This is a genomic window from Pseudomonas fluorescens (assembly GCF_000968015.1).
In the GTDB taxonomy this organism is placed as follows: domain Bacteria; phylum Pseudomonadota; class Gammaproteobacteria; order Pseudomonadales; family Pseudomonadaceae; genus Aquipseudomonas; species Aquipseudomonas fluorescens_W.
In genome coordinates this window covers 37,586-64,094 of sequence record NZ_LACH01000001.1, presented here as the reverse complement: position 1 = coordinate 64,094, position 26,509 = coordinate 37,586, and the positions used below count along the sequence as shown (strand labels likewise).

Sequence of the window (26,509 nt, the reverse complement as noted above, 5' to 3'; positions counted from 1 at the left end):
AAGGCTGCGATCTTTGCTGTACGGGCTGCGCTAATCTTCTTGGATTGGCCACTGCGTTTAGGGATATCGACCATGCAATGGATGTTCATGCTGATTGGGCTGGTGCTGGGCTGGGTACTCGACGAGTCGTTCAGCGATGCGCTGCTGGGCGCGCTGCTCGGGTTGGGTATTGGCCAGGCCATTCACATCGGCCGCTTGGGTTCACAGGCCGCCGAGCAACGTAAGCTACTGGATCAGGCTCAGATCGCGCTGAATGCGGTGCAGCAACGGCTGTCATTGCTGGAGGTGTCAGGCGTCAAGACGCCGGAAACCCACGAACCCGCACCGTCTCCTGAGTTCACGCTCGACGAAATCCCTGCCGAGACCCCGGAGCTGATCTGGGAGCTCCCTCCCGAACTCGAACCGATCACCGCGGCCGCCGCCGAAAGCAGCCGTCCAGTGCCCGTCGATGCCTGGAAACCCGAACCGGTTGCCCGCGAGCCGCAACAACCTGCCACCCCTCGCGCCCCGAACTTCATCGACCGCGCCATCAGTGGCGCCCGCAACTGGCTGTTCGGCGGCAACACGGTGCTGCGGGTCGGTGTGGTGCTGTTGTTTCTCGGCCTGGCCTTCCTGCTGCGTTACGCCACCGAAGGCATGGTGGTACCGATCGAGTTGCGTTACGCCGGTGTTGCGGCGGCGGCATTGGGTCTTCTGGGGTTGGGTTGGTGGCTTAGGACGCGCAACAGCAATTACGCGTTGATGCTGCAAGGCACCGGGATCGCGGTGTTGTACCTGACCGTGTTTGCCGCGATGCGCCTGCATCCGCTGCTTGATCCCACGGCGGCGTTAGGCCTGCTGGTCGCGGTGACGGTGTTCTCGGCGATCCTCGCCATCACTCAGGATGCCTTGGGCCTGGCTGCCGCTGCAGCATTGGGCGGTTTTGCCGCGCCGATCCTGACCTCCACCGGCGCCGGCAACCATGTCGCGCTGTTCAGCTACTTCGCCTTGCTCAACGCCGGCATCCTCGCCATCGCCTGGTTCAAGGCCTGGCGGCTGCTCAACCTGATTGGGTTCGTCGGCACCTTCGGCATCGGTTTCGCCTGGGGCCTGCGTTCCTATACCCCGGAACTGCTGTGGAGCACCGAGCCGTTCCTGATTGTGTTTTTCCTGATGTACCTGGCCATCGGTCTGCTGTTCGCCCGGCGCAAGTTGCTGGAAATGAGCGACGCACCTGAGGACGATAGCCGTGAGGCGCTGCTGCATTGGTCGGCGCGCAAGGGCGATTACGTCGACGGCACGATGCTGTTCGGTCCTCCGTTGGTGGGCTTCGGCTTGCAGTTCGCGTTGGTCCAGCACTTGGAATTCGCCGCAGCCTTCAGCGCATTGGCGTTGGGCATGATTTATATGGGCCTGGCGCGGCTGTTGATGGGCGGACGAGCGTTGTTGTTGGCGGAAACCTGTCTGGCGCTGGGGGTGATCTTCGCCAGCCTGGCGATTCCGTTGGGGCTCGATGCGCGCTGGACTGCTGCGGCCTGGGCCGTCGAAGGCGCCGGCATCTTCTGGCTCGGTCTGCGTCAGCAACGACCGCTGGCCCGAGCCTTTGCCTTGCTGCTGCAACTGGGCTCGGCGCTGGCGTTTATCAGCGAACTGCGGATCGGCGAAAGCAGCCTGCTCGACGGTGCGCCGCTCGGTGCGTTGATGCTCGGCGTGGCGTTGTTGTTCAGCTTCTACCAGTTGCGCAAAGCCTTGCCCGAGCAGACGTCGAAATGGGAGCGCAAAGGGCCGCCGGTATTGGCTTGCCTCGGTCTGACCTTCCTCTATCTGCTGGCGCCGTTGTTTTTCTTCACTCATGGCACAGCGATCAGTTGGGCGCTGGCGGGGTTGGCGACCTTGTTTGTTGGCTTGCGTCTGCAATCGCGCACGTTCCTGTTCACCGCATTCGCCGTGCAGTTGCTCGGCGGTGCGTTGTTCCTGCTGCGGCTACAGGGTTCGAGCGGTGAGTCTGGCGCCGTGTTCAGTGCGGGTTGGAGCGGTCTGCTGAGCGCGTCGTTGATCGGCCTGGCGCTGATTGTTGGCATGTTGCTGGCGGCACGCGATGAGATGGTCCGAAGCGACATGCGATTGCTGCGCGGCTTGTCGGTGGTGCTGCTGGCCGGTCTGGTGTTGATCAATCTGGCGGTGCTGTTCGTCCTGCCTTGGCAAACGGCGAGTGCGGTATGGGCGGCCAGCGGTCTGTTCATTATCTGGCTGAGTCTGTACCTGAAGCAGCGCGTGAGTTTTGTCTTCGGTCTGCTGTTGCAAGTCATCGGCGGCGCGGCGTTCCTGATGGCAGGGGCTGATTTGCTCGGGCCGCTTGCGAGCGAAGGGTTGAAGCCTCTGGCTCATAGCGGTTTCTGGACGCCGCTGGTGTTGGGTTTGGCCGCGATGGTTGGCGCCTGGCGCTTGCAGCTCGGCAACCATGCCTCAGCCTTCGATGTGCTGAGCTTGCAGCGTTTGTCCGAAGTGCTGCTGGTGTGGGGCGCGGGTTGGTGGGCACTGGCGTGGGTGAGTGAAGTCCTGCGCTTCGCACCGTTGAATCTGCACGCGACGTTGTTGCTGGCGGTCGCGGCGCTGAGCGTGGCGCTGTGGACCGTATTGGCGCTGCGCCTGAAATGGCCATCGCTGGGCTTGCTCTGCACCTTGCTGATGCCTGCGGCCGGTTTGGTGTTGTTGGCTGCGTGGCACTCGCGTTATCACCCGGCGGCCAACGTCGGTTGGCTGGCATGGGCGGCCGTGTTCGTTGTGCACTTCATCTCCCTGCGGCGTTTGGCGCCGATGTTGCCGGTGCGCGCCCTCAGTACCGCGCACGTGCTCGGCTGCTGGCTGTTGATCGGTGTGTTGGCCCTGGAGTTGCGTTACGGCCTGTTGCTGTTGTCCGAGCAGTACAACGCCTGGCGCTGGTTGGGTTGGGCGATTCTGCCGAGCCTGTATCTGGTGCTGATGGCGGCACCCCGGGCCTGGCCATGGCCGGTGTCGGCTTATTCACGCGAATACCGTGTGTACGCGGCGGCACCGCTGGCCTTGCTGATGCTCGGCTGGTTCTGGTTGGCGAACGTTGTCAGCGACGGCACTGCCGAGCCGTTGCCTTACGTGCCGCTGATCAACCCGCTGGAGTTGGGTCTGCTGTTCGCGCTGTTCGGCGTCTACGTGTGGTCCCGCAGCGCCGTGACGCAACTGGCGATTCGCAAGGACTACTGTGATCACGCCACGCAACTGATCGCCGGCGCCTCGCTGTTTGTGTTCTTTACTGCGCTGGTGATGCGCACGGCCCACCATTGGGGCGGTGTGCCGTTCGAGCTGAATGCGTTGCTCGAATCCATGCTGGTGCAGGCCGGTCTGTCCATCGTCTGGACCTTGATGGCCCTGAGTCTGATGATCGGCGGCCATCTGCGTCATCGTCGCGAAGTCTGGCTGATCGGTGCGGCGCTGATCGGTGTGGTGGTGGCCAAACTGTTCTTTGTCGAGTTGAGTAACCGCGGCGGACTCGCCCGGATCGTCTCGTTTATCGGCGTTGGCGTGTTGCTGTTGGTGGTGGGCTATTTCGCCCCGTTGCCGCCCAAACGTGCCGAGGCTGTGCCGGAGGCTGAAAAACCGGCCCCGCAAACCGAAGGAGTGTCGTCTTGAGTCAGAAGCTGAACCGTGTCTGGTTGGGCGCTGTTGCGCTGGGTGTGGTGCTGTCGGCCAGTGCTCAGGAGAAATTGGCGGACTTCGCCACACAGGTGCCGTTGTCGATCAGCGGCGAAGGTCCGTGGTATCGCCTCGAATTGCCGTTGAGCGTGCAATTGAATGCGCGGCAAACCGATCTCAGCGATGTGCGCGTATTCAATGCCGCCGGTGAGGCTCAGGCGTATGCCTTGGCGCGCGCGCCGGCGCAGACCAGCGATAACCGTACCCTGACCGACGTGAAGTGGTTCCCGCTGTACAACTCGGCGGATTCCACCGAGCACGCACCGAGCGTGCGGGTGCAATCGAGCGCCAATGGCACGCTGGTCGAAGTGCAGCCGTCCAGTCAGTTGGAGGCGGGCGAAGAAATGCTGCGCGGTTGGTTGCTCGACGCCAGCAGCATCAAAGCACCGTTGCAGCAGTTGATTCTCGACTGGACCAGCGAACGCGACGGTTTCCAGCGTTTCACCATCGAAGCCAGCGACGACCTGCAGCATTGGCAGTCTTGGGGCGAAGGGCAGGTGGCACGCCTGACGTTTGCCGACGAGCAGGTCGAGCAACATGAAGTCACTCTGCCAGGTCAGTCGGCCCGTTATCTGCGATTGCTGTGGAACACGCCGCAATCGGCCCCGACATTGACCTCGGCGCAACTGCAAAGCGCCAAGACCCGTAGCCTGCCGCTACCGCTTGTCTGGTCGCAACCGCTGGCCGGCAGCAGCGTGAAGGCCGGTGAATACACCTGGCAATTACCCATGGGGTTGAATGTCGAGCGCTTGCAGGTCGAGTTGAGTCAGCCCAACAGTTTGGCGCCCGTGACCTTGTCCGGTCGTCGGGAAAGTAGCCTGCCGTGGCAGCCGCTGAGCAACGGTTTGCTCTATCGCCTGACCCAGAGTGGCCAGGACGTGGTGCAGAACGAATTGCAGCTGTCAGGGCAAACCGTGCAGCAGTTGAAGCTGACGGTGGACGAGCGCGGCGGCGGTCTGGGTGCCGAGGCGCCGACTGTGCGATTCGCCGTGCGCTCCATTCAATTGGTGTTTCTGGCGCGCGGGGCAGGGCCTTATACGCTAGCGCTGGGAAGTGCCACGGTGAAGGCGGCGAGCCTGCCGCTGTCGACGTTGATTCCGGATTACAGCGCTGCAAAGTTGGCGACATTGGGCAAGGCTACGGTCGAAGGCGCGGCGGTGGCCACTCCAGCGTCGACCGTGACAACGGCTGCGCCGACGGACATCAACTGGAAGAAACTCGGGTTGTGGGCGGTGTTGCTGCTCAGTGTTTTGTTTCTGGCCTCGATGGCGTTCAGTCTGTTGCGCAAGCCGCCGGTCAAACCCTGAAGGCGGGTGCCGCGCACCCCAATCGCGAGCAAGCTCGCTCCCACAAGGTCCGCATTCCTCTGTGGGAGCGAGCCTGCTCGCGAAGGCGGTTTATCGGTCGGTAAAAAAGCCGGTTTCGAACTACGCTCAACCGGGCGCATGAACTCTATTGGGTGTAACACGTCTGATAGGAGGAAATGCGCCCCGACTCGCGTTAAACTGCGCGGGTTTTTAGCCCCCCCATTCCACCGGAGCCTTCCATGTCCCGCGTTACCCTGAGTCGCTATTTGATTGAGCAGACCCGTAGCAACAACACCCCTGCCGATCTGCGTTTCCTGATCGAAGTGGTGGCGCGCGCCTGCAAGGAAATCAGCCACGCCGTGTCCAAGGGCGCCCTCGGTGGTGTTCTGGGCAGCATGGGCACCGAAAACGTCCAAGGCGAAGTGCAGAAGAAACTCGACGTGATCTCCAACGAGATCCTGCTCGAAGCCAACGAATGGGGCGGTCACCTGGCCGGCATGGCGTCCGAAGAAATGGACAATGCCTACCAGATCCCGGGCAAATACCCGAAAGGCGCGTACTTGCTGGTATTCGACCCACTGGACGGCTCGTCGAACATCGATATCAACGCGCCGGTCGGTACGATCTTCTCGGTGCTGCGTTGCCCGAGCGAATACCTGAGTCAGAACGAAGCCTTGAACGAAAAGGCCTTCCTGCAGCCAGGCACCGAGCAGGTAGCTGCCGGTTATGCTATCTACGGCCCGCAGACCATGCTGGTGCTGACCTTGGGCGACGGCGTAAAAGGTTTTACCCTGGACCGTGAAATGGGCAGCTTTGTGCTGACCCATGAAGACATCACGATCCCGGAATCCACTCAGGAATTCGCGATCAACGCGTCCAACCAGCGTCACTGGGAAGCCCCGGTACAACGCTACGTCGGCGAATTGCTGGCGGGCGATGAAGGCCCGCTGAAAAAGAACTACAACATGCGCTGGGTCGCCGCGATGGTTGCCGATGTACACCGCATCCTGACCCGTGGTGGCTTGTTCATGTACCCACGCGACAGCCGCGAACCCTCCAAGCCGGGCAAGCTGCGTCTGATGTACGAAGCCAACCCGATGTCGTTCCTGGTTGAACAGGCTGGCGGCGCTTCCACCGATGGCCATCAGCGCATCCTCGACATCAAGCCTGACGGCCTGCACCAGCGCGTAGCGGTGTTCCTCGGCTCGAAAGAAGAAGTCGCACGCGTCACGGCTTACCACAAGGAATAAACCATGACCGCGCCCTGGCAGCCGTTGCTCGAATGGTGGTTCGGAACGCTCGAATCCCCCAACGAAATAGCGGCTGAGAAGGGCAAGTTATGGTTCGGCAAGCGCGACAGCCAGGACCTCGAAGCGCGCACGCGTTTCGGGGACTGGGTCGAGCAGGCACTGGCCGGCGGATTGACCGAATGGGCGCAACGCCCCGAAGGTTGGCTGGCTCTGGTGCTGTTACTCGATCAACTCCCACGAATGATCTTTCGTGACACTCCCAAATCCTTTTCAGGCGATCTCAGGGCTCAGGCACTGGTAGCGCAAGGTATTGCTGCGGATTTCGATCGGCAGTTGCGGCCGATCCATCGGGTGTTCATCTACCTGGTGTTTGAGCATTGCGAGAATCTGGCGGTGCAGAACGAAGCGGTTTCGCGGTACATCGATCTGGTTGCCCAACAGCCGGAGGCTGATCGAGCACTGTTTACCGATTACCTGAGCTATGCCGAGAAACATCAGCGGGTGATTGCGCGGTTTGGACGGTTTCCGCACAGGAATGCGGTGTTGGGAAGGGAGTCTACGGCTGAGGAGTTGGCGTTTCTTTCGGGACCTGGTTCAAGGTTCTGAATCTTCATCGCGGCTGATGCCGCCTTCGCGAGCAAGCTCGCTCCCACATTTGATCTCCGTTGGACACAAATTTTGTGCACGACAGAGATCCACTGTGGGAGCGAGCTTGCTCGCGAAGGGGCCAGTGAGAGCGGCTTAAATCCTGAAACTACCCACCAACTGTTTAAGCCGCGCCGCCTGCTGCTCAAGGTCTGAACACGCACGCAACGTCGACTGTAAGTTCTCCACGCCTTCCTGGTTCAGCGTGTTGATCTCGGTGATGTCGACGTTGATCGACTCCACCACCGCCGTCTGCTCTTCCGTCGCCGTGGCCACCGACTGGTTCATCCCGTCGATCTCACCGATACGCTGAGTCACGCTGCCCAGACGTTCGCCCGCCTGGTTGGCGATGCCGACGCTGCTTTCGCTTTGGCGCTGGCTGTCGGTCATGGTGATCACGGCTTCCCGGGCGCCGACTTGCAGTTCCTCGATCATCTTCTGCACTTGCTGCGCCGAATCCTGAGTACGGTGCGCGAGGTTACGCACTTCGTCTGCCACCACGGCGAAACCACGACCGGCTTCACCGGCACGGGCCGCTTCGATGGCGGCGTTGAGTGCCAGCAAGTTGGTCTGCTGGGAGATGCTGGTGATCACTTCCAGAATCTGCCCGATGTTCACGGTGTTGCTATTGAGCGTTTCGATGTTGCCGCACGAATCGCTGATCTTCGCCGAGAGCTGCTGCATCGCCGCGATGGTTTTATCCACGACTTGCTGGCCGTCCTCGGCCAATGCGCGAGCATCGCTCGAATGCTGAGAGGCGAGGGCGGCGTTCTGGGCGATCTCTTGGGCGGCGGCGCCCAATTCGTTGATAGCGGCGGCGACGCTGCTGGTGCGCGAGGCTTGCTGGTCGGAGTTGAACATCGACGAGTTCGACGCGGCAACCACACGCAAGGCGACTTCGTTGACCTGGCCGGTGGCCGAGGACACTTCGCGAATCGAGGTGTGAATACGCTCTACAAAGCGGTTGAACGAGGTGCCCAAAGCGCCGAATTCGTCCTGGCCGTGGATGGTCAGGCGTTTGGTCAGGTCACCTTCACCTTCGGCGATGTCATGCATGGCGCGGCCCATGGTCAACAGCGGCTGCATCAAGAAGCTGATCAGCATGCCCAGCAACGCGATGATGATCACTACGGCAATGACCATAGCGATGATCGCCGAGGTGCGGAATTCGCTGAGCATCGAGAACGCGGTGTCCTGATCCAGCACCAGCGCCACGTACCAGTCTGCCGAAGGCACACCGTTGATGTGGGTAAAGGAGATGAATTGGGTCTTGCCGTCGAGTTCGACTTCTTTCATGCCCGGGCTGACTTTCGGCGCGCCGTTCGGGTAGGCGTCGGTCAGGCTCTTGAGCACCAGTTTGCTGTCCGGGTGGATCAGGATCTTGCCGTCGGCACTGACGATGAACGCGTGGCCGTGGCCGCCGAAGTTCAGCAAGTTGATGATTGCGCTGACGCTGGACAGGTCAATGTCTGCGCCAGCGACGCCGATCATTTGATTCTGATGTTTCACTGGGGTGGCGACGGTGATCACCAGTTTTCCCGATGACGCGGCAATGTACGGTTCGGTGACGATGGTCTGTTGCGCACCGTTGGCCGCCTTGTACCAGCCACGGGCGCGAGGGTCGTAATCCGCGGCACGATTGCCGGCCGGGACCGAGAACATCACGCCATCGGTGCCACCAAAGTAGCTCAGCTGAAAATTACTGGTGTAGGCCGGCAGGTCAATGGCGCGCTTGAGGTTGGCCGGGGCGCTGCCGTCCACGGCGATCTGCTGGGACAGTGATTGCAGCAACTGAATGCGGCTTTCCAGCCACGTCTGGATGTTGCTGGTGGTCAGGCTACCGAGTTCCTGCATCGAGGATTCGGTACTGCTGCGCAGGGTTTGCCGCTGGCGGTAGTCGTTGAAGAGGATGAAACAAGCGAATGCAACGGCCACCACAAGGGCGGCAGCCAACAAGATCTTGTGGCTGAACTTCATGTTTCTGGTCATTAAATGAGCTACCGCGGAGGGGGGCTAATCAAAAAGGGCGTCTTGCGTTGCTTTTATGTCGACCAGCTGGCGCCAAAGATTAGGCGGCTTTTGCGAAAACCGACGAAATACTCAATAGCGAAAGAAAGTTGCTGATTTTTCGAAAAAAGGCAGACGAGCGGCCTGATAAATAGCCGGCCGACCAGGGAACCAGAAAGGGGTTTTCTCTTCTAAGCTTCAGCTTGGCAGCCATGCCATTCCCCTTCGCCCCAGGAGCTACACCATGTCGCTGCGTTCTATTGCCCTGCTTTCGTTCTGCGTGTTGTTGGCTGCGTGCAGCAAGGTTAATCAGGAAAACTATTCGAAGCTGTCGTCAGGCATGCCCAAGGCCGAAGTAGAAACCTTGCTGGGCAAACCCGCCGATTGCTCGGGCGCGCTCGGCATGTCCAGTTGCACATGGGGTGACAAGAACAGCTTTATCAGCGTGCAGTACGCCGGTGACAAAGTACTGATGTTTTCCGGCCAAGGCCTGAAGTAAACCGGGGCTACACGCCCACGGGAGAAAAACAATGAAGCGGTTATTGATACTCCTTTTTGCCGGCCTGGTATTGGCCGGCTGCGCCACTTCCGGCGTAGATCCATTGGCACCGAAAACTGCCAATAGCGTCAATCTCAAGAAGTACCAAGGGACCTGGTACGAGTTGGCTCGTCTGCCGATGTATTTCCAGCGCAACTGCGCGCAATCCGAAGCCCATTACACGCTCAAGCCTGACGGCAAGGTGTTGGTGCTCAATCGCTGCCTGACGGCTGACTGGCAATGGGAAGAGGCCAAAGGCGTGGCCTGGCCACAGGAACCGGGCAAAACCGACAAGCTATGGGTCGAGTTCGATACCTGGTTTTCGCGGCTGATTCCGGGTGCGGCGAAGGGCGAGTACTGGGTGTTGTATGTCAGCGATGACTACAAGACCGCCATTGTTGGCGATCCGAGCCGCAAGTATCTATGGCTGCTGTCACGGACCCCGACGGTCAATGGTGTAGTGCGTGAGGAACTGCTGAGCAAGGCGCGTCAGCAGGGCTACGACACTACGCGGCTGATCTGGCGCGCGACCGATACGCAGATGGCCAAGACCTCGGACTGACGGCTAGTAGAGAACAAATGTGGGAGTGAGCTTGCTCGCGATGGCGGTCTATCAGTCAACATCATTGTTGAGGCTGATGGCCCCATCGCGAGCAAGCTCGCTCCCACAGTTTTTTGCGTTAGCCCAACAGATCTCGCAGGACTTGGGTGAACGCCCGATTGCTTTCTTCTTCCCTGGCATGACGCCCGTCGCGCACAACCCACTGGCCATTGACCAGCACATCCCGCACCTGACGATCACCGCCGGCGAACAGCCAACGATTGAGAATTCCGTCGCCACTGGCCGTCGCCAGGTACGGATCGTTGCCATCCAGCACCAGCCAATCCGCACGATTGCCAACTTCCAGCGCACCAATCGGCTGACCCAACGCCTGAGCCCCGCCATCCAGCGCAGCGTCGTACAGCGTGCGGCCAACCATCGGCTGATCCGCGCCATACAAACGATTACGCCGTTGGTCGCGCAGACGCTGGCCGTATTCCAGCCAACGCAATTCTTCCACCACGCTCAATGACACATGGCTGTCGGAACCGATGCCCATGCGCCCGCCCTGAGCGAGGAAATCCACCGCCGGGAAAATCCCGTCGCCGAGGTTGGCTTCGGTGGTCAGGCACAAGCCAGCGATGGCGCGACTCTTGGCCATCAGCGTGACTTCTTCCGGGTTGGCGTGGGTTGCGTGAACAAGGCACCAGCGCTGATCGACCTCGGTGTTTTCGTACAGCCATTGCAGCGGACGGCGGCCACTCCAGCTCAGGCAGTCATCGACTTCCTTCTGCTGCTCGGCGATGTGGATGTGCACCGGGCACTGCTTGTCGCTGGCCGCCAGCACTTCGCTGATCTGCTGCGGTGTTACCGCGCGCAACGAGTGGAAACACAAACCCAACGACTGCGCCGGTTGCTGCGCCAGGATCGGCTGCAAGCGCGACTGAAGCTTGAGGTAGTTTTCGGTGCTGTTGATAAAGCGGCGCTGACCGTCGTTCGGGGCCTGGCCGCCGAAACCGGAATGGCTGTAGAGCACCGGCAGCAGGGTCAGGCCGATCCCGGCGGAACTGGCGGCCTGGCTGATGCGTAGCGCCAGTTCGGCCGGGTCCGCGTATGGCTGGCCGTTGGTGTCGTGGTGCACGTAGTGAAATTCCGCGACCGAGGTGTAACCGGCCTTGAGCATTTCGATGTACAGCTGACGGGCGATGACGCCGAGTTGATCCGGGCTGATTTTTCCGACGAGGCGATACATCAAATCGCGCCAGGTCCAGAAACTGTCATTCGGATTACCCGCCACTTCCGCCAGCCCGGCCATGGCGCGCTGGAAGGCGTGGGAGTGTAAATTCGGCATACCCGGCAGCAGCGGACCGCTTAGCCGTTCGGCGCCATCTGCATTGGAATCGGCCTGGATATGGGTCAATACGCCATCGGCGCTGACCTCAAGACGTACATTATTGGCCCATCCACTAGGCAGCAGCGCGCGTTCGGCAAAGAAGGCGGACATGGTTCAGCACCCCATCGTGTGTTATTTGTATATACATATACAGACGTTTGCCTGCTCGGTAAACTCCGGCAAGCTAGCAACCTCTACCAAATGAACAAGGATTAACCGTGCCGACTCCGCCTGCAGTCTCTCCGTTGGCCGCACACATGGGCGACAGTCCGGCGCCCTTGTACGCCCGCGTCAAACAGATGATCACCCAGCAAATCGACAGTGGAAACTGGCCGCCGCACTACCGCGTTCCGTCGGAAAGCGAGCTGGTCAACCAGCTGGGTTTCAGCCGCATGACCATCAACCGCGCCCTGCGCGAGATGACCGCCGACGGTCTGCTGGTGCGCATGCAGGGTGTCGGCACGTTCGTCGCCGAGCCGAAAAGTCAGTCCGCGCTGTTTGAAGTCCACAACATCGCCGACGAAATCGCCTCCCGTGGCCATCGCCACACCTGCAAGGTCATCACCCTCGAAGAAGAGGCTGCCGGTTCCGAGCGGGCACTGGCGCTGGACATGCGCGAAGGCCAGAAAGTCTTTCACTCGCTGATCGTGCATTTCGAAAATGATATTCCAGTGCAAATCGAAGACCGTTTCGTCAACGCGCTGGTGGCGCCGGACTACCTCAAGCAGGACTTCACCCTGCAAACGCCATACGCCTATCTGAACCAGGTCGCGCCGCTGACCGAAGGCGAGCACGTGGTCGAGGCGATTCTGGCCGAGGCCAGCGAGTGCAAGTTGCTGCAGATTGAAAAGGGCGAGCCGTGCCTGCTGATTCGTCGCCGCACCTGGTCCGGCCGTCAGCCAGTGACCGCCGCCCGTTTGATCCACCCCGGTTCCCGTCATCGTCTGGAAGGGCGGTTCCATAAATAGAGAGCCATAAATGAGTGAGTTGAAGGTTTTACGCGCCGTTGATTACCCACGCATGCCATGGAAAAACGGCGGCGGCAGCACTGAAGAAATCACCCGTGATGGAGGCGCCGGCCTTGAGGGTTTCGGCTGGCGTCTGTCGATTGCCGACATCGGCGAGTCGGGCGGCTTCTCGACATTCGCCGGCTATGAGCGAGTGATCACTGTCCTGCAAGGCGACGGCATGACCTTGCGGGTTGATGGCCAGGACACAAAGCCACTGTTACCGCTGGACCCGTTTGCCTTCAGCGGCGAGAGCCAGGTTTCCTGCACATTGCTCGGTGGGCCGATTCGCGACTTCAATTTGATTTATGCGCCGCAGCGTTATAACGCGCGATTGCAGTGGCTGGACGGCGGGCAACGGTTTTTCAGCTCGGCCGGGACTGTGTTGGTGTTTAGTGTCACCGACGAGCTTGAAGTGAAGGTCGGTAACAGTGCCGCACAACTCGGTCGCCATGATTGCCTGCAACTCGACGGTAACGTCGGCCTGCTGGAAGTCTCCAGCAATGGACCGTGCTGCGTGATCGAACTGATCGCACGCTGATTCAACGTTCTTAAAAGATCGCAGCCTCGTTTCACTCGACAGCTCCTACAGGATGAACGCCATTCTCCAGTAGGAGCTGTCGAGTGAAACGAGGCTGCGATCTTTTTGCGTTCCAACGTTCCCCATTGCGCACCAACTTGTTACCGAACGCCCCAGCGTGGCGCAAAACCACGTTCAGGTAACAGCAGTCACACCCCTCGCAAAATCCCCCCGAAAAATTTCATCTTTGCCAGAACCCTTGATTCAGGCGCCTTCCAGCCCTTTCAAAACTTTTCTTGAACACTCATCCAGCAAGTTGGCCGCTTGATTGCATATGCTTGTATGTACAAGTAAAGACGTATGCGTATGAGTCGATCGAGACTCCTCGCAACGTCCACTGATTCGCTTGTGTCGCTTTGACGCGCACAGGCTGGCTTACCCACCGCCAGGGTTGGTTTGGATTGATCGCTGAGGAGTCTTTTTCGTGACTGACAATACCCAGAAACCTACTAAGTTTCGTGACGTTGAAATTCGTGCCGCTCGCGGTAACAAGCTGACCGCCAAAAGCTGGCTGACCGAAGCGCCGCTGCGCATGCTGATGAACAACCTCGACCCGGAAGTCGCCGAGAACCCTAAAGAACTGGTGGTTTACGGTGGTATCGGCCGTGCGGCGCGTAACTGGGAATGCTACGACAAGATCGTCGAAAGCCTGACCAACCTGAATGACGACGAGACCCTGCTGGTGCAATCCGGTAAGCCGGTCGGCGTGTTCAAGACCCACAGCAATGCCCCGCGCGTACTGATCGCCAACTCCAACCTGGTGCCACACTGGGCGAGCTGGGAACACTTCAACGAACTCGACGCCAAAGGCCTGGCCATGTACGGCCAGATGACCGCCGGCAGCTGGATCTACATCGGCAGCCAGGGCATCGTTCAAGGCACCTACGAAACTTTCGTGGAAGCCGGTCGCCAGCACTACAACGATGACCTGAAAGGTCGTTGGGTCCTGACCGCAGGCCTCGGCGGCATGGGCGGCGCTCAGCCACTGGCCGCGACCCTGGCCGGCGCTTGCTCGCTGAACATCGAATGCCAGCAGGTCAGCATCGATTTCCGTTTGAACAGCCGTTACGTCGATGAGCAAGCCACCGACCTCGACGACGCTCTGGCACGTATCGCCAAATACACCAAGGAAGGCAAAGCGATTTCCATCGCCCTGCTGGGTAACGCGGCTGAAATCCTGCCGGAACTGGTCAAGCGTGGCGTGCGCCCGGACATGGTCACCGACCAGACCAGCGCCCACGACCCACTCAACGGTTACCTGCCGGCCGGCTGGACCTGGGAAGAGTACCGCGCTCGCGCCAAGACCGAGCCTGCTGCCGTGGTCAAAGCCGCCAAGCAATCGATGGCCGTGCACGTTAAAGCGATGCTCGAATTCCAGAAGATGGGCATTCCGACCTTCGACTACGGCAACAACATCCGTCAGATGGCCCAAGAAGAAGGCGTCGAAAACGCATTCGACTTCCCTGGCTTCGTACCCGCTTACATCCGTCCGCTGTTCTGCCGCGGTATCGGTCCATTCCGTTGGGCTGCACTGTCGGGCAACGCCGAAGACATCTACAAAACCGACGCCAAGGTCAAAGAACTGATCCCGGACGATGCCCACCTGCACAACTGGCTGGACATGGCGCGCGAGCGCATCAGCTTCCAGGGTCTGCCGGCACGTATCTGCTGGGTTGGCCTGGGCCTGCGCGCCAAGCTCGGTCTGGCGTTCAACGAAATGGTTCGCAGCGGTGAATTGTCCGCGCCAATCGTGATCGGTCGCGACCACCTGGACTCCGGTTCGGTCGCCAGCCCGAACCGCGAAACCGAATCGATGCAGGACGGTTCCGATGCCGTGTCCGACTGGCCACTGCTCAACGCTCTGCTCAACACCGCGAGCGGCGCGACCTGGGTTTCCCTGCACCACGGCGGCGGCGTCGGCATGGGCTTCTCCCAGCACTCGGGCATGGTAATCGTCTGCGACGGTACTGACGAAGCGGCCGAGCGTATCGCTCGCGTCCTGCACAACGACCCGGCTACCGGTGTCATGCGTCACGCCGATGCGGGTTACCAGATCGCGATCGACTGCGCCAAGGAGCAGGGTCTGAACCTGCCGATGATTACCGGCAAATAAAACGCAAAACCTGTAGGAGCTGCCGCAGGCTGCGATCTTTTGATCTTGATCTTCTTAAAAGCAAAAGATCGCAGCCTCGTTTCACTCGACAGCTCCTACAGAAATTTGAGTGAAACCAAGAATAACAATCCACAGAGGTTGAATCATGGCTGTTAACAGCGATCGTGCAGGCAGTAAACCGTTGATCGAGAAACGTTCGATCGACTACATCCCGGAAGCGGAGAGACACGGTCGTCTGTTGAGCCAGTTCACCTTGTGGATGGGTGCCAACCTGCAAATCACCGCGATTGTCACCGGGGCCCTGGCCGTGGTGCTGGGCGGTGACGTGTTCTGGTCGTTGATCGGTCTGTTGATCGGTCAACTGCTCGGCGGTGGCGTCATGGCGCTGCATGCGGCGCAAGGGCCCAAGCTTGGCCTGCCGCAGATGATCTCCAGCCGCGTTCAGTTTGGCGTTTACGGCGCCGCTATCCCGATTGTGCTGGTGTGCCTGATGTACCTTGGCTTCACCGCCACGGGCACCGTGCTGTCCGGCCAGGCGCTGGGCCAGTTGTTCGGGGTCAGCGACACCGTCGGTATCCTCCTTTTCGCCAGTGTCATCGTGCTGGTCACGGTGCTCGGTTATAGGGTGATCCATTGGATAGGCCGTGTCGCCAGTGTCATTGGCGTGATTGCCTTTGTTTATCTGTTCAGCCGTCTGATAAGTCAGGTTGACGTTGGTGCACTTCTGCAAATCCGTCACTTCAGCTGGAGCAGCTTCCTGCTTGCGGTGTCGCTCGCGGCGTCCTGGCAGATCGCTTTCGGCCCTTATGTGGCGGACTATTCTCGCTACCTGCCGAGCAAGATTTCCTCGGTGAAAACTTTTTTTGCCGCAGGTGCAGGTTCGGTCATTGGCGCCCAGGTGGCGATGGTCCTCGGCGTGTTCGCTGCCGCTTCGGCCAACGGGCAATTCGCCGGCCACGAAGTGGCCTATATCGTGGGTCTGGGTGGAACCGGTGCCACCGCTGCGCTGCTGTACTTCAGCATCGCGTTCGGCAAGGTCACCATCTCCACGCTCAACTCCTACGGCAGCTTCATGTGCATTGCGACCATCATCAGCGGCTTCCGTGGTGAACTGAAGGTCTCGCGTTTGCAGCGTCTGGTCTTCGTGCTGGTCATCGTCGGTGCGGCGACCCTGATGGCGTTGCTCGGTCAGCACTCGTTCCTCGGTGCGTTCAAGTCCTTCATCCTGTTCTTGCTGGCGTTCTTTACGCCATGGAGCGCGATCAACCTGGTGGACTACTACTGCATCACCCGCGAGCGCTATGACGTACCGGCGCTGGCCGATCCGAATGGTCGCTACGGCCGGTGGAACGCCCTCGGTATCAGCGTCTATGTGTTCGGTGTGCTGGTGCAGTTGCCGTTCATCTCCACCAAGTTCTATACCGGTCCGCTGGTAGCGGCCCTGGGTGATGTGGATATTTCCTGGATCATCGGTCTGGTGATTCCCGCCGCCCTGTACTACGTGTGCGCAAAAAAATGGCACGGCTCCGTACCTGATCACCTGATTCTGCCGGTCGAGCAGGACAGCAATGCAGCACCTATAACAAGCGGGGCCGGTCGCGCTGCGGCGCAGGCCTGATTGGACGTGGACAGGGCTGGATGCCTCTTGACTGCCGTAAGCCAACTCATGATTAGGAGCGTCACTACAATGAAATCGAACAAGACCCTGCTGACCACATTGCTTTCCATGGGCCTGCTGGCCAGTGCCGGCGCCACTCAGGCGGCGGGTTGGTGCGAGTCGGGCAAACCGGTGAAATTTGCCGGCCTGAACTGGGAAAGCGCCATGCTGCTGACCGACGTGCTGCAAGTCGTGTTGGAGAAAGGCTACGACTGCAAGACTGACAGCCTGCCGGGCAACTCCATCACCATGGAAAACGCCCTGAGCAGCAACGACATTCAAATCTTCGCCGAAGAGTGGGTCGGTCGTAGCGAAGTCTGGAACAAGGCCGAGAAGGCCGGCAAGGTCGTCGGTGTCGGCGCTCCTGTGGTGGGTGCTGTCGAAGGCTGGTACGTGCCGCGTTACGTGATCGAAGGCGATGCCAAGCGCAAGCTGGAAGCCAAGGCGCCGGACCTGAAAAACATTGCTGACCTGGGCAAGTATTCCGCCGTGTTCAAGGACGCCGAAGAGCCATCCAAGGGCCGTTTCTACAACTGCCCGGCCGGCTGGACCTGTGAACTCGACAACAGCGAAATGCTGAAAAGCTACGGCCTGGAAAGCACCTACACCAACTTCCGTCCGGGCACCGGCCCGGCGCTGGATGCCGCGGTGCTGTCGAGCTACAAGCGTGGCGAGCCGATCCTGTTCTACTACTGGTCGCCAACCCCGCTGATGGGCCAGGTGGATCTGGTCAAACTCGATGAGAAACCAGGTGTGAACAAGCAAGTGACCATCAAGGTCGGCCTGTCCAAGACCTTCCACGAGCAAGCCCCGGAACTGGTGGCTGTGCTGGAAAAGGTCAACCTGCCAATCGACCTGCTCAACCAGAACCTCGGGCGCATGGCCAAAGAGCGGATCGAGTCACCAAAACTGGCCAAGATCTTCTTGAAGGAACATCCTGAAGTCTGGCACGCATGGGTGAGCGACGACGCAGCCAAGAAAATCGACGCGGCCTTGTAGGTTGAGCCTCTCCGGCTGCCCTGAGCGGCAGTCGGACGCTTGATCGCAACCCCTTGATTGAGAGTCTCTTATGTTTCCCGAAAGCTTTACCTTTTCCATCGCCGACTGGGTCAACAGTTGGGTCGATTCACTGGTCACCAACTACGGCGATGTGTTCCGCAGCATCTCCGACACCCTGTTGTGGGCCATCGTCAATCTTGAAGGGCTGCTGCGTGCGGCGCCCTGGTGGCTGATGCTGGCGATCGTGGCGGGCGTTGCCTGGCACGCGACCCGCAAAGTCGTGACCACCGCCGTGATCGTTGGCTTGTTGTTCCTGGTGGGTGCAGTCGGCCTCTGGGACAAGCTCATGCAGACCCTGGCGCTGATGATGGTGGCGACCATCATTTCGGTGATGATCGGCATTCCTCTGGGCATTCTTTCAGCACGCAGCAATCGCCTGCGTTCGATCCTGATGCCGCTGCTGGACATCATGCAGACCATGCCGAGTTTCGTGTACCTGATCCCGGTGCTGATGCTGTTCGGCCTGGGCAAGGTCCCGGCGATTTTCGCCACCGTGATCTACGCCGCACCACCGCTGATCCGCCTGACTGATCTGGGCATTCGCCAGGTCGACGGCGAAGTGATGGAGGCGATCAACGCCTTCGGTGCCAACCGCTGGCAGCAACTGTTTGGCGTGCAACTTCCGCTGGCCCTGCCGAGCATCATGGCCGGGATTAACCAGACCACCATGATGGCCCTGTCGATGGTGGTAATCGCCTCGATGATCGGTGCTCGTGGTCTTGGCGAAGACGTGTTGGTGGGGATTCAGACCCTCAACGTCGGACGTGGTCTTGAGGCCGGTCTGGCGATCGTGATTCTGGCAGTGGTTATCGACCGTATTACTCAGGCGTATGGTCGGGCACGGCATGAGGTGAGCAAATGAACAACGAAGCCATCAGCAAGATCGAAGTCAAAAACGTCTTCAAGATTTTCGGCAACCGTTCCAAGGATGCGCTGGCCATGATTGGCCAGGGCAAAACCAAAGATCAGGTGCTGGCCGAAACCGGCTGCGTGGTCGGCGTGAACGACCTGTCGTTGAGCATCGGCACCGGCGAGATCTTCGTGATCATGGGCCTGTCGGGTTCCGGCAAGTCGACGCTGGTGCGCCACTTCAATCGCCTGATCGACCCGACCAGCGGCGCGATCCTGGTGGACGGTGTGGACATCCTGCAATACGACATGGAAGCCCTGCGCGAATTTCGCCGGCACAAGATCAGTATGGTGTTCCAGAGCTTCGGCCTGCTGCCGCACAAGACCGTGGTGGATAACGTCGCCTACGGCCTGAAAGTGCGTGGCGAGACCAAGCAAATGTGCTCCGAGCGCGCGCTGCACTGGATCAACACCGTGGGCCTAAAGGGCTACGAAAACAAATACCCGCATCAGCTCTCGGGCGGCATGCGTCAGCGTGTGGGCCTGGCCCGCGCCTTGGCGGCGGACACAGACATCATCCTGATGGACGAAGCCTTCAGTGCCCTCGACCCGCTGATCCGCGCCGAGATGCAGGATCAGTTGCTGGAACTGCAAAAGACCCTGCACAAGACCATCGTCTTCATCACCCACGACCTCGACGAGGCCGTGCGCATCGGCAACCGCATTGCGATTCTCAAGGATGGCCGCCTGATTCAGGTGGGCACGCCAAGAGAGATCCTGCATTCGCCGGCGGATGAGTATGTGGACCGGTTCGTACAGCGGCGGGCTGCGGTGGTTTAAGAGATTTGCGGTGAGTTTACTGGCCCCATCGTCGGAACGCCGCCCGGAGCAAGCTCGCTCCCACAGGGGTACGCATTCCAATGTGGGAGCGAGCTTGCTCCGGGCGGCGTTCCGACGATGAGGCCGGTGAAGCTGCATCAATATTCAAGTTGTACGGTTGAGGTCAAAGATGTCCCAGGCTGAAAAAATCGTTATCGCCGACGCCCCGTTGCGTTGGCAGGATGTGGTCGCCGTAGCCCGTCATGGCGCACAGCTTGAACTGTCGCCACAGGTCTGGGCGCGGATCGAAAATGCCCAGGCGATCGTCCAGCGCATCGTCGTCAGCGGCGAGCGCGCATATGGCGTCAACACCGGCCTCGGCGCGCTGTGCAATGTCTCGCTCAAAGACGAACAGCTCAGCCAACTGTCGCGCAACACCCTGCTCAGTCACGCCTGTGGCGTCGGCGCACCATTGGCCGACGAACAGACCCGCGCAATCATCTGCGCCGCCATTCGCAACTATAGCCAGGGCAAATCCGGCATTCATCGCCAAGTGGTCGAAGCCTTGCTGGCGCTGCTCAATCGCGGCATCACCCCGCAAGTGCCGTCCCAGGGTTCGGTGGGTTACCTGACCCACATGGCCCACGTCAGCATCGCGCTGCTGGGTGTCGGCAATGTCAGCTATCGCGGGCAGATCGTTTCCGCACAGCAAGCCCTGGCGGAAGAAGGCCTGCAACCGGTTCAGCTCGGCGCCAAAGATGGCCTGTGCCTGGTCAACGGCACGCCGTGCATGACCGGCCTCAGTTGCCTGGCAATCGCCGACGCCACGCGTCTGCTGCAGTGGGCCGATGTCATCGGCGCCATGAGCTTCGAAGCCCAGCGCGGCCAGATTGCCGCGTTCGATGCCGAGATCATTGCCCTCAAGCCGCACCCGGGCATGCAGCAAGTCGGCATCAACCTGCGGGCACTGCTCGATGGCAGTGAAGTGATTGCCAGCAGCCAAGGCATTCGTACTCAGGATGCGCTGAGCATTCGCTCGATTCCGCAGGTTCACGGCGCCGCTCGCGATCAGCTTGAGCACGCCATAAAGCAGATCGAAACCGAACTCAACTCCGTCACCGACAACCCGATGCTGCTGGGCACGCCGGACAACTTCCGCGTCATGTCCCAGGCCAACCCGCACGGCCAATCGGTCGCACTCGCCGCTGATTTGCTGGCGATGGCCATGGCAGAAATCGGCTCCATCGCCGAGCGTCGTCTGGACCGCCTGATCAACCCGCATGTCAGCGGTTTGCCGGCATTCCTGGTGGCCAATCCGGGGGTGAACTCCGGAATGATGATCGTCCAGTACGTCGCTGCTTCGTTGTGTGCGGAAAACCGTCAGTTGGCGCAACCGGCGGTGCTCGACAACTACGTCACCTCGGGCCTGCAGGAAGACCACCTGAGCCTGGGCACCAACGCCGCGCTGAAGCTGCATCGCGCCCTGGAAAACTGCACGCAGATCCTCGCCATCGAGTACCTGCTGGCGTCTCAGGCGTTTGAATTCTTGAAAGAGCAACGCTTCGGCGCCGGCACCGATGCCGCCTGGCGTCTGCTGCGCGAGCGAGTTCCGGCCTACGACCAGGACCGCTGGCTGGCACCAGACATCGCCAGTGCCGCCGCCGTTTTGAAAGACCCGATTTTGCTGCACAGCGCGTTACCAAACTTGAACTGATTTTTACAAAACACCAGCGTGCCAAGGCGCGGCTCCCCAGAAGGCGAGACGCGACGGACAACGGACACTTCCGGAGCGTCTGGTGAGTACTCTTCACCTAAGAGAAGACAAACTCTCAAAAGGAGCACGAAATGACTGCGTTAAACCTTATTCCCGGCCAACTGAGCCTTGCCCAACTGCGTGATGTCTATCAGCAGCCGGTCAAAATCACCCTCGATGACAGCGCCTCGAACCAGATTGAAGCCAGCGTTGCCTGCGTGGAACAGATCCTCGCCGAGAACCGCACCGCCTATGGCATCAACACCGGTTTCGGCCTGCTGGCGTCGACCCGTATCGCCAGCGAAGACCTGGAAAACCTGCAGCGCTCGCTGGTGCTGTCCCACGCCGCCGGTGTCGGCGAGCCGATCAGCGACGCACTGGTTCGCTTGGTCATGGTGCTCAAGGTCAACAGCCTGAGCCGTGGCTTCTCCGGCATTCGTCGCAAGGTCATCGACGCGCTGATCGCCCTGATCAATGCTGAGGTTTACCCGCATATCCCATTGAAAGGTTCGGTCGGTGCATCTGGTGACCTGGCGCCTTTGGCCCACATGTCGCTGGTGCTGCTGGGCGAAGGTAAAGCTCGCTACAAAGGCGAGTGGATGGAAGCAACCGAAGCGCTGAAAGTCGCCGGTCTGACTCCGCTGACCCTGGCTGCCAAAGAAGGTCTGGCGCTGCTCAACGGCACTCAGGTTTCTACCGCTTATGCATTGCGCGGTTTGTTCGAAGGCGAAGACCTGTTTGCTGGCGCCCTGGCCATTGGTGGTATGACTGTTGAAGCCGTGCTGGGCTCGCGCTCGCCGTTCGACGCGCGCATCCACGCCGCTCGTGGCCAGAAAGGCCAGATCGACGCCGCTGCCGCTTACCGCGATCTGCTGGGCGAGCGCAGTGAAGTGTCCGACTCCCACGAAAACTGCGAAAAAGTGCAGGACCCGTACTCCCTGCGCTGCCAGCCGCAAGTCATGGGCGCTTGCCTGACCCAGTTTCGTCAGGCCGCCGAAGTGCTCGCCATCGAAGCCAACGCCGTTTCGGACAACCCGCTGGTATTCGCCGCTGAAGGCGATGTGATCTCCGGCGGTAACTTCCACGCCGAACCGGTCGCCATGGCCGCCGACAACATGGCGTTGGCCATCGCTGAAATCGGTTCCCTGAGCGAACGTCGTATCTCGCTGATGATGGACAAGCACATGTCGCAACTGCCGCCTTTCCTGGTGGCCAATGGCGGCGTGAACTCCGGCTTCATGATTGCCCAGGTGACCGCAGCGGCTCTGGCCAGCGAGAACAAGGCGTTGTCCCATCCGCACTCGGTGGACAGCCTGCCGACTTCCGCGAACCAGGAAGACCACGTTTCCATGGCCCCGGCTGCCGGCAAGCGCCTGTGGGAAATGGCCGAAAACACTCGCGGCGTCCTCGCGGTGGAATGGTTGGCGGCAGCTCAGGGCCTCGACCTGCGTGACGGTCTGAAGACTTCGACCAAGCTGGAAAAGGCTCGCGCCATCCTGCGTGCTGAAGTGCCGTTCTATGAGAAGGATCGCTTCTTTGCGCCGGACATCAATGCTGCTAGCGAGCTTCTGGCGACTCGTTGCCTGAACGAGCTGGTTTCGGCGAAGTTGCTGCCTAGCCTGTAATGGTCCCTTCGCGAGCAAGCTCGCTCCCACAGGGTTTACGCAATCCAATGTGGGAGCGACGGTGCGACGATTCGACTTGCTCGCGATTCGATTATGCGTCGAATAAAAATAAATAAGGACGAGCAATGCAGCAGTCAGAAAAGGGTTTGAAACGCGGGCTCTCTGCCCGACATATTCGCTTCATGGCGCTGGGGTCGGCGATCGGCACCGGGCTGTTTTACGGTTCTGCCTCGGCCATTCAAATGGCCGGTCCTGCGGTCCTGCTCGCTTACCTGATCGGTGGCGCGGCGGTGTTCATGGTCATGCGCGCCCTCGGTGAGATGGCGGTGCACAACCCGGTGGCCGGCTCTTTCGGTCACTACGCCAGCACCTATCTTGGGCCGATGGCGGGCTTCATCCTCGGTTGGACCTATGCGTTTGAAATGGTCATCGTCGGCATGGCCGACGTCACCGCGTTCGGTATTTACATGGGCTTCTGGTTTCCGGAAGTCGCCCGCTGGATCTGGGTGCTGGGCATCGTTTCAGTGGTCGGTGGCTTGAACCTGTGCAACGTCAAAGTCTTCGGTGAAATGGAGTTCTGGCTGTCGCTGCTCAAAGTCGCGGCCATCGTCGCGATGATCCTCGGTGGCTTCGGCATCATGCTGTTCGGCATCAGCACCGCGCCTGGCGCCCAGGCGACCGACATCAGCAATCTCTGGAGCCATGGCGGCTTCATGCCCAATGGCGTGGGCGGCCTGATCGCTTCGTTCGCGGTGGTGATGTTTGCGTTTGGCGGCATTGAAATCATCGGCGTGACCGCCGGTGAAGCCAAAGACCCGCAGCGCGTGCTGCCCCGGGCGATCAATGCCGTACCGTTGCGTATCCTGCTGTTCTACGTGCTGACGATGTTTGTGCTGATGTCGATTTTTCCATGGCAGCAGATCGGCAGCCAAGGCAGCCCATTCGTGCAGATTTTCGACAACCTGGGGATCAGCTCGGCGGCGACCATTCTCAATATCGTGGTGATCTCGGCGGCAGTGTCGGCGATCAACAGTGACATCTTCGGCGCTGGCCGCATGATGTACGGTCTGGCCCAGCAAGGGCATGCGCCCAAAGGTTTCGCCCGCTTGTCGCGCAATGGCGTGCCATGGATGACCGTGGTGGTAATGAGTGTCGCGCTGCTGCTGGGCGTGCTGCTGAACTACCTGATTCCGGAAAACGTGTTCCTGTTGATTGCCTCTATCGCCACCTTTGCGACAGTGTGGGTCTGGTTGATGATTCTGTTCACCCAAGTGGCCATGCGTCGCTCCATGAGTGCCGAGCAGGTCGCGCAACTTAAATTCCCGGTGCCGTTCTGGCCTTATGCGCCGATGGCGGCGATTGCCTTCATGCTGTTCATCTTTGGCGTGCTGGGCTATTTCCCGGACACCCAGGCGGCTCTGATCGTCGGCGTGGTCTGGATTGTATTGCTGGTGCTGGCCTACCTGACGTGGGTGAAACCGGCGGCAGGGAAAGCAGTACCCGTGGAGCGGGAACCTTCTTTTTCTCATCGATAACCTAACGGAGGCCACGGATGAAAACTCTCTGGCAACACTGCCACGTCGCAACCATGGCGCAAGGCGCCTACTCGATCATCGAGGATGCGGCCATCGTGACGTCAGGAGCGCACATTGAGTGGATCGGCCCACGCGCTGAGCTACCGTCGGGCGAGTACCCGGCAGTCAATGATCTTAACGGGGCCTGGGTGACGCCGGGCCTGATCGACTGCCACACCCACACGGTGTTCGGCGGTAACCGCAGCGGTGAATTCGAACAGCGTCTGCAAGGCGTCAGCTATGCAGAAATCGCAGCGGCCGGGGGTGGCATTGCCAGCACCGTGCGCGCCACTCGCGCGGCCACTGAAGATGAGCTGTTCGCCAGCGCCGCCAAGCGTCTGAAGAGCCTGATGCGCGACGGCGTGACCACGGTCGAAATGAAATCCGGCTACGGCCTGGACCTGGCCAGCGAACGCAAAATCCTGCGGGTCATCCGCCGTCTCGGCGCCGAACTGCCGGTCAGCGTGCGCAGCACCTGCCTGGCGGCTCACGCCTTGCCGCCGGAATACGCGGACCGTGCCGACGACTACATCGATCACATCTGCGCCGAGATGCTCCCGGCCCTGGCCGCCGAAGGGCTGGTGGATGCGGTGGACGCGTTCTGCGAATACCTGGCGTTTTCGCCAGCGCAGGTCGAGCGGGTATTCATCGCCGCGCAGAAACTCGGTTTGCCGGTAAAGCTGCACGCCGAACAGTTGTCGTCGTTGCATGGTTCGAGTCTGGCCGCGCGTTACCACGCACTGTCGGCCGATCACCTGGAATTCATGACCGAAGACGACGCCATCGCCATGGCCAAGTCCGGCACCGTCGCAGTATTGCTGCCCGGCGCCTTTTACTTCCTGCGGGAAACCCAATTGCCGCCGATGGAAGCTTTGCGCAAACACGGCGTGAAAATCGCCATCGCCACTGACCTCAACCCAGGCACCTCACCGGGGCTGTCGTTGCGTTTGATGCTGAACATGGCGTGCACCTGTTTCCGCATGACCCCGGAAGAAGCGCTGGCGGGTGCAACGATTCATGCCGCCACGGCGCTGGGCATGGCTGAAACCCACGGTTCGCTGGAAGTCGGCAAGTGTGCAGATTTCGTCGCCTGGCAAATCGATCGTCCGGCCGACCTGTCGTATTGGCTGGGCGGTGACCTGGAAAAACGCGTCGTGCGTCACGGCGTTGAAGTGAGCATTTAGGAGAACAGTTGTGGATAAGGTTCTGAACTTCAAACAAGGCCGCGTGCCGCTGCTGATCAGCATGCCCCACGCCGGCCTGCGCCTGACCCCGACGGTCGAAGCCGGGTTGATCCCCGACGCGAAAAGCCTGCCGGACACTGACTGGCATATCCCGCAGCTCTACGAATTTGCTGCCGAGCTGGGTGCCAGCACCCTGGCCGCCGAGTACTCGCGTTTTGTCATCGACCTGAATCGACCGTCTGACGACAAGCCTTTGTATGTCGGCGCGACCACCGGTCTGTACCCGGCCACGCTGTTCGACGGTATTCCGTTGTTCCGCGAAGGGCATGAGCCGTCAGCGGCGGAACGCGCGACTTACCTGGAGCAGATCTGGACGCCGTACCACAGCACTTTGCAGAACGAGCTGGCGCGACTGAAAGCCGAGTTCGGCTACGCGCTGCTGTTCGATGCGCACTCGATCCGCTCGATCATCCCGCACCTGTTCGACGGCAAGCTGCCGGACTTCAACCTCGGCACCTTCAACGGGGCCAGTTGCGATCCACAGTTGGCCACTCAGCTGGAAGCCATCTGCGCGCGCCACGGCGATTACAGCCATGTGCTGAACGGTCGCTTCAAGGGCGGCCACATCACTCGGCATTACGGCAATCCGGCCGAGAACATCCATGCGGTGCAACTGGAGTTGGGCCAGTGCACGTACATGGAAGAGTTCGAGCCGTTCCGTTATCGCCCGGACCTGGCGGCGCCGACGCAGGTGGTGCTCAAGGAATTGCTGCAAGGGCTGCTGGCCTGGGGCGAGAAGCACTACAAACGTTAGAACCTGGCGCATAACCCTGTGGGAGCGAGCTTGCTCGCGATGAGGCCATGACATTCAGCATTAATGTTGCCTGCTAGTCCGCCATC

21 protein-coding genes are annotated in these 26,509 nt (G+C 60.3%); 18 read left to right on the top strand and 3 right to left on the bottom strand.

Going from position 1 to position 26,509, the window contains the following annotated elements:
• Window positions 1–72: 72 nt before the first annotated feature.
• From VD17_RS00275 to VD17_RS00260, 4 genes are all read left to right on the top strand, one after another.
• A complete protein-coding gene (locus tag VD17_RS00275; protein ID WP_046052171.1) occupies window positions 73–3,645 on the top strand; it encodes a DUF2339 domain-containing protein in 3,573 nt (1,190 codons plus the stop codon).
• Entirely contained in the window at window positions 3,642–5,015 is a 1,374-nt protein-coding gene (locus tag VD17_RS00270) for a DUF3999 domain-containing protein (RefSeq protein ID WP_046052170.1), read from the top strand. Before VD17_RS00275 ends, VD17_RS00270 begins: the two co-directional genes overlap by 4 nt.
• A gap of 239 nt (window positions 5,016–5,254) precedes the next feature.
• A complete protein-coding gene (locus VD17_RS00265) occupies window positions 5,255–6,265 on the top strand; it encodes a class 1 fructose-bisphosphatase (RefSeq protein ID WP_033055301.1) in 1,011 nt (336 codons plus the stop codon).
• A gap of 3 nt (window positions 6,266–6,268) precedes the next feature.
• The gene (locus tag VD17_RS00260; RefSeq protein WP_046052169.1) at window positions 6,269–6,871 is read left to right on the top strand and encodes a DUF924 family protein; all 603 of its coding nucleotides are present in this window, start codon (window positions 6,269–6,271) and stop codon (window positions 6,869–6,871) included.
• Between the two features lie 135 nt (window positions 6,872–7,006).
• Here VD17_RS00260 and VD17_RS00255 read toward each other — a convergent pair whose 3' ends face one another.
• Both VD17_RS00255 and VD17_RS32080 read right to left on the bottom strand, forming a co-directional pair.
• Window positions 7,007–8,899, bottom strand: a complete 1,893-nt coding sequence (locus tag VD17_RS00255) for a methyl-accepting chemotaxis protein (protein ID WP_221174426.1) — start codon at window positions 8,897–8,899, stop codon at window positions 7,007–7,009.
• A gap of 79 nt (window positions 8,900–8,978) precedes the next feature.
• On the bottom strand, window positions 8,979–9,131 hold the full coding sequence (locus tag VD17_RS32080; protein WP_185753080.1) for a hypothetical protein: 153 nt from the start codon (window positions 9,129–9,131) through the stop codon (window positions 8,979–8,981).
• A 30-nt stretch (window positions 9,132–9,161) separates the two neighbouring features.
• On the opposite strand from VD17_RS32080, the gene VD17_RS00250 reads away from it, so the two are divergent.
• On the top strand, window positions 9,162–9,416 hold the full coding sequence (locus VD17_RS00250) for a lipoprotein (RefSeq protein ID WP_046052167.1): 255 nt from the start codon (window positions 9,162–9,164) through the stop codon (window positions 9,414–9,416).
• 31 nt (window positions 9,417–9,447) lie between these two features.
• Window positions 9,448–10,017 (top strand): lipocalin family protein, encoded by a 570-nt coding sequence (locus VD17_RS00245; RefSeq protein ID WP_046052166.1) that lies wholly within the window; start codon window positions 9,448–9,450, stop codon window positions 10,015–10,017.
• A 118-nt stretch (window positions 10,018–10,135) separates the two neighbouring features.
• Here VD17_RS00245 and VD17_RS00240 read toward each other — a convergent pair whose 3' ends face one another.
• Window positions 10,136–11,500, bottom strand: a complete 1,365-nt coding sequence (locus tag VD17_RS00240) for a formimidoylglutamate deiminase (protein ID WP_046052165.1) — start codon at window positions 11,498–11,500, stop codon at window positions 10,136–10,138.
• A gap of 146 nt (window positions 11,501–11,646) precedes the next feature.
• Between VD17_RS00240 and hutC the strand changes: the two genes are divergently transcribed.
• The 12 genes from hutC to hutG all read left to right on the top strand — a co-directional run bounded on the left by hutC (window position 11,647) and on the right by hutG (window position 26,423).
• Window positions 11,647–12,357 carry a histidine utilization repressor gene (gene hutC, locus VD17_RS00235; protein WP_177326944.1) on the top strand — a complete coding sequence of 237 codons (711 nt, stop codon included), beginning with the start codon at window positions 11,647–11,649 and terminating at the stop codon, window positions 12,355–12,357.
• A 10-nt stretch (window positions 12,358–12,367) separates the two neighbouring features.
• Window positions 12,368–12,937, top strand: a complete 570-nt coding sequence (locus VD17_RS00230) for a HutD/Ves family protein (RefSeq protein ID WP_046052163.1) — start codon at window positions 12,368–12,370, stop codon at window positions 12,935–12,937.
• A 463-nt stretch (window positions 12,938–13,400) separates the two neighbouring features.
• The gene (gene hutU, locus VD17_RS00225; protein ID WP_046052162.1) at window positions 13,401–15,089 is read left to right on the top strand and encodes a urocanate hydratase; all 1,689 of its coding nucleotides are present in this window, start codon (window positions 13,401–13,403) and stop codon (window positions 15,087–15,089) included.
• A gap of 145 nt (window positions 15,090–15,234) precedes the next feature.
• The gene (locus tag VD17_RS00220) at window positions 15,235–16,707 is read left to right on the top strand and encodes a purine-cytosine permease family protein (protein ID WP_046052161.1); all 1,473 of its coding nucleotides are present in this window, start codon (window positions 15,235–15,237) and stop codon (window positions 16,705–16,707) included.
• Window positions 16,708–16,776: 69 nt separating this feature from the next.
• Window positions 16,777–17,745 carry an ABC transporter substrate-binding protein gene (locus tag VD17_RS00215; protein ID WP_033055314.1) on the top strand — a complete coding sequence of 323 codons (969 nt, stop codon included), beginning with the start codon at window positions 16,777–16,779 and terminating at the stop codon, window positions 17,743–17,745.
• A gap of 70 nt (window positions 17,746–17,815) precedes the next feature.
• On the top strand, window positions 17,816–18,667 hold the full coding sequence (locus VD17_RS00210) for an ABC transporter permease (RefSeq protein WP_033055315.1): 852 nt from the start codon (window positions 17,816–17,818) through the stop codon (window positions 18,665–18,667).
• The gene (locus VD17_RS00205) at window positions 18,664–19,494 is read left to right on the top strand and encodes a quaternary amine ABC transporter ATP-binding protein (protein WP_052962672.1); all 831 of its coding nucleotides are present in this window, start codon (window positions 18,664–18,666) and stop codon (window positions 19,492–19,494) included. The genes VD17_RS00210 and VD17_RS00205 overlap by 4 nt, the downstream gene beginning before the upstream one ends.
• Window positions 19,495–19,663: 169 nt before the next feature.
• Window positions 19,664–21,187, top strand: a complete 1,524-nt coding sequence (gene hutH, locus VD17_RS00200; RefSeq protein ID WP_046052160.1) for a histidine ammonia-lyase — start codon at window positions 19,664–19,666, stop codon at window positions 21,185–21,187.
• A gap of 131 nt (window positions 21,188–21,318) precedes the next feature.
• A complete protein-coding gene (gene hutH, locus VD17_RS00195; protein ID WP_046052159.1) occupies window positions 21,319–22,851 on the top strand; it encodes a histidine ammonia-lyase in 1,533 nt (510 codons plus the stop codon).
• A gap of 125 nt (window positions 22,852–22,976) precedes the next feature.
• On the top strand, window positions 22,977–24,386 hold the full coding sequence (locus VD17_RS00190; protein WP_008149483.1) for an amino acid permease: 1,410 nt from the start codon (window positions 22,977–22,979) through the stop codon (window positions 24,384–24,386).
• Window positions 24,387–24,403: 17 nt separating this feature from the next.
• Window positions 24,404–25,609, top strand: coding sequence for an imidazolonepropionase (hutI, locus tag VD17_RS00185; RefSeq protein ID WP_046052158.1), 1,206 nt, complete (start codon window positions 24,404–24,406; stop codon window positions 25,607–25,609).
• Window positions 25,610–25,619: 10 nt separating this feature from the next.
• On the top strand, window positions 25,620–26,423 hold the full coding sequence (gene hutG / locus VD17_RS00180; RefSeq protein WP_046052157.1) for an N-formylglutamate deformylase: 804 nt from the start codon (window positions 25,620–25,622) through the stop codon (window positions 26,421–26,423).
• Window positions 26,424–26,509 lie beyond the last annotated feature (86 nt).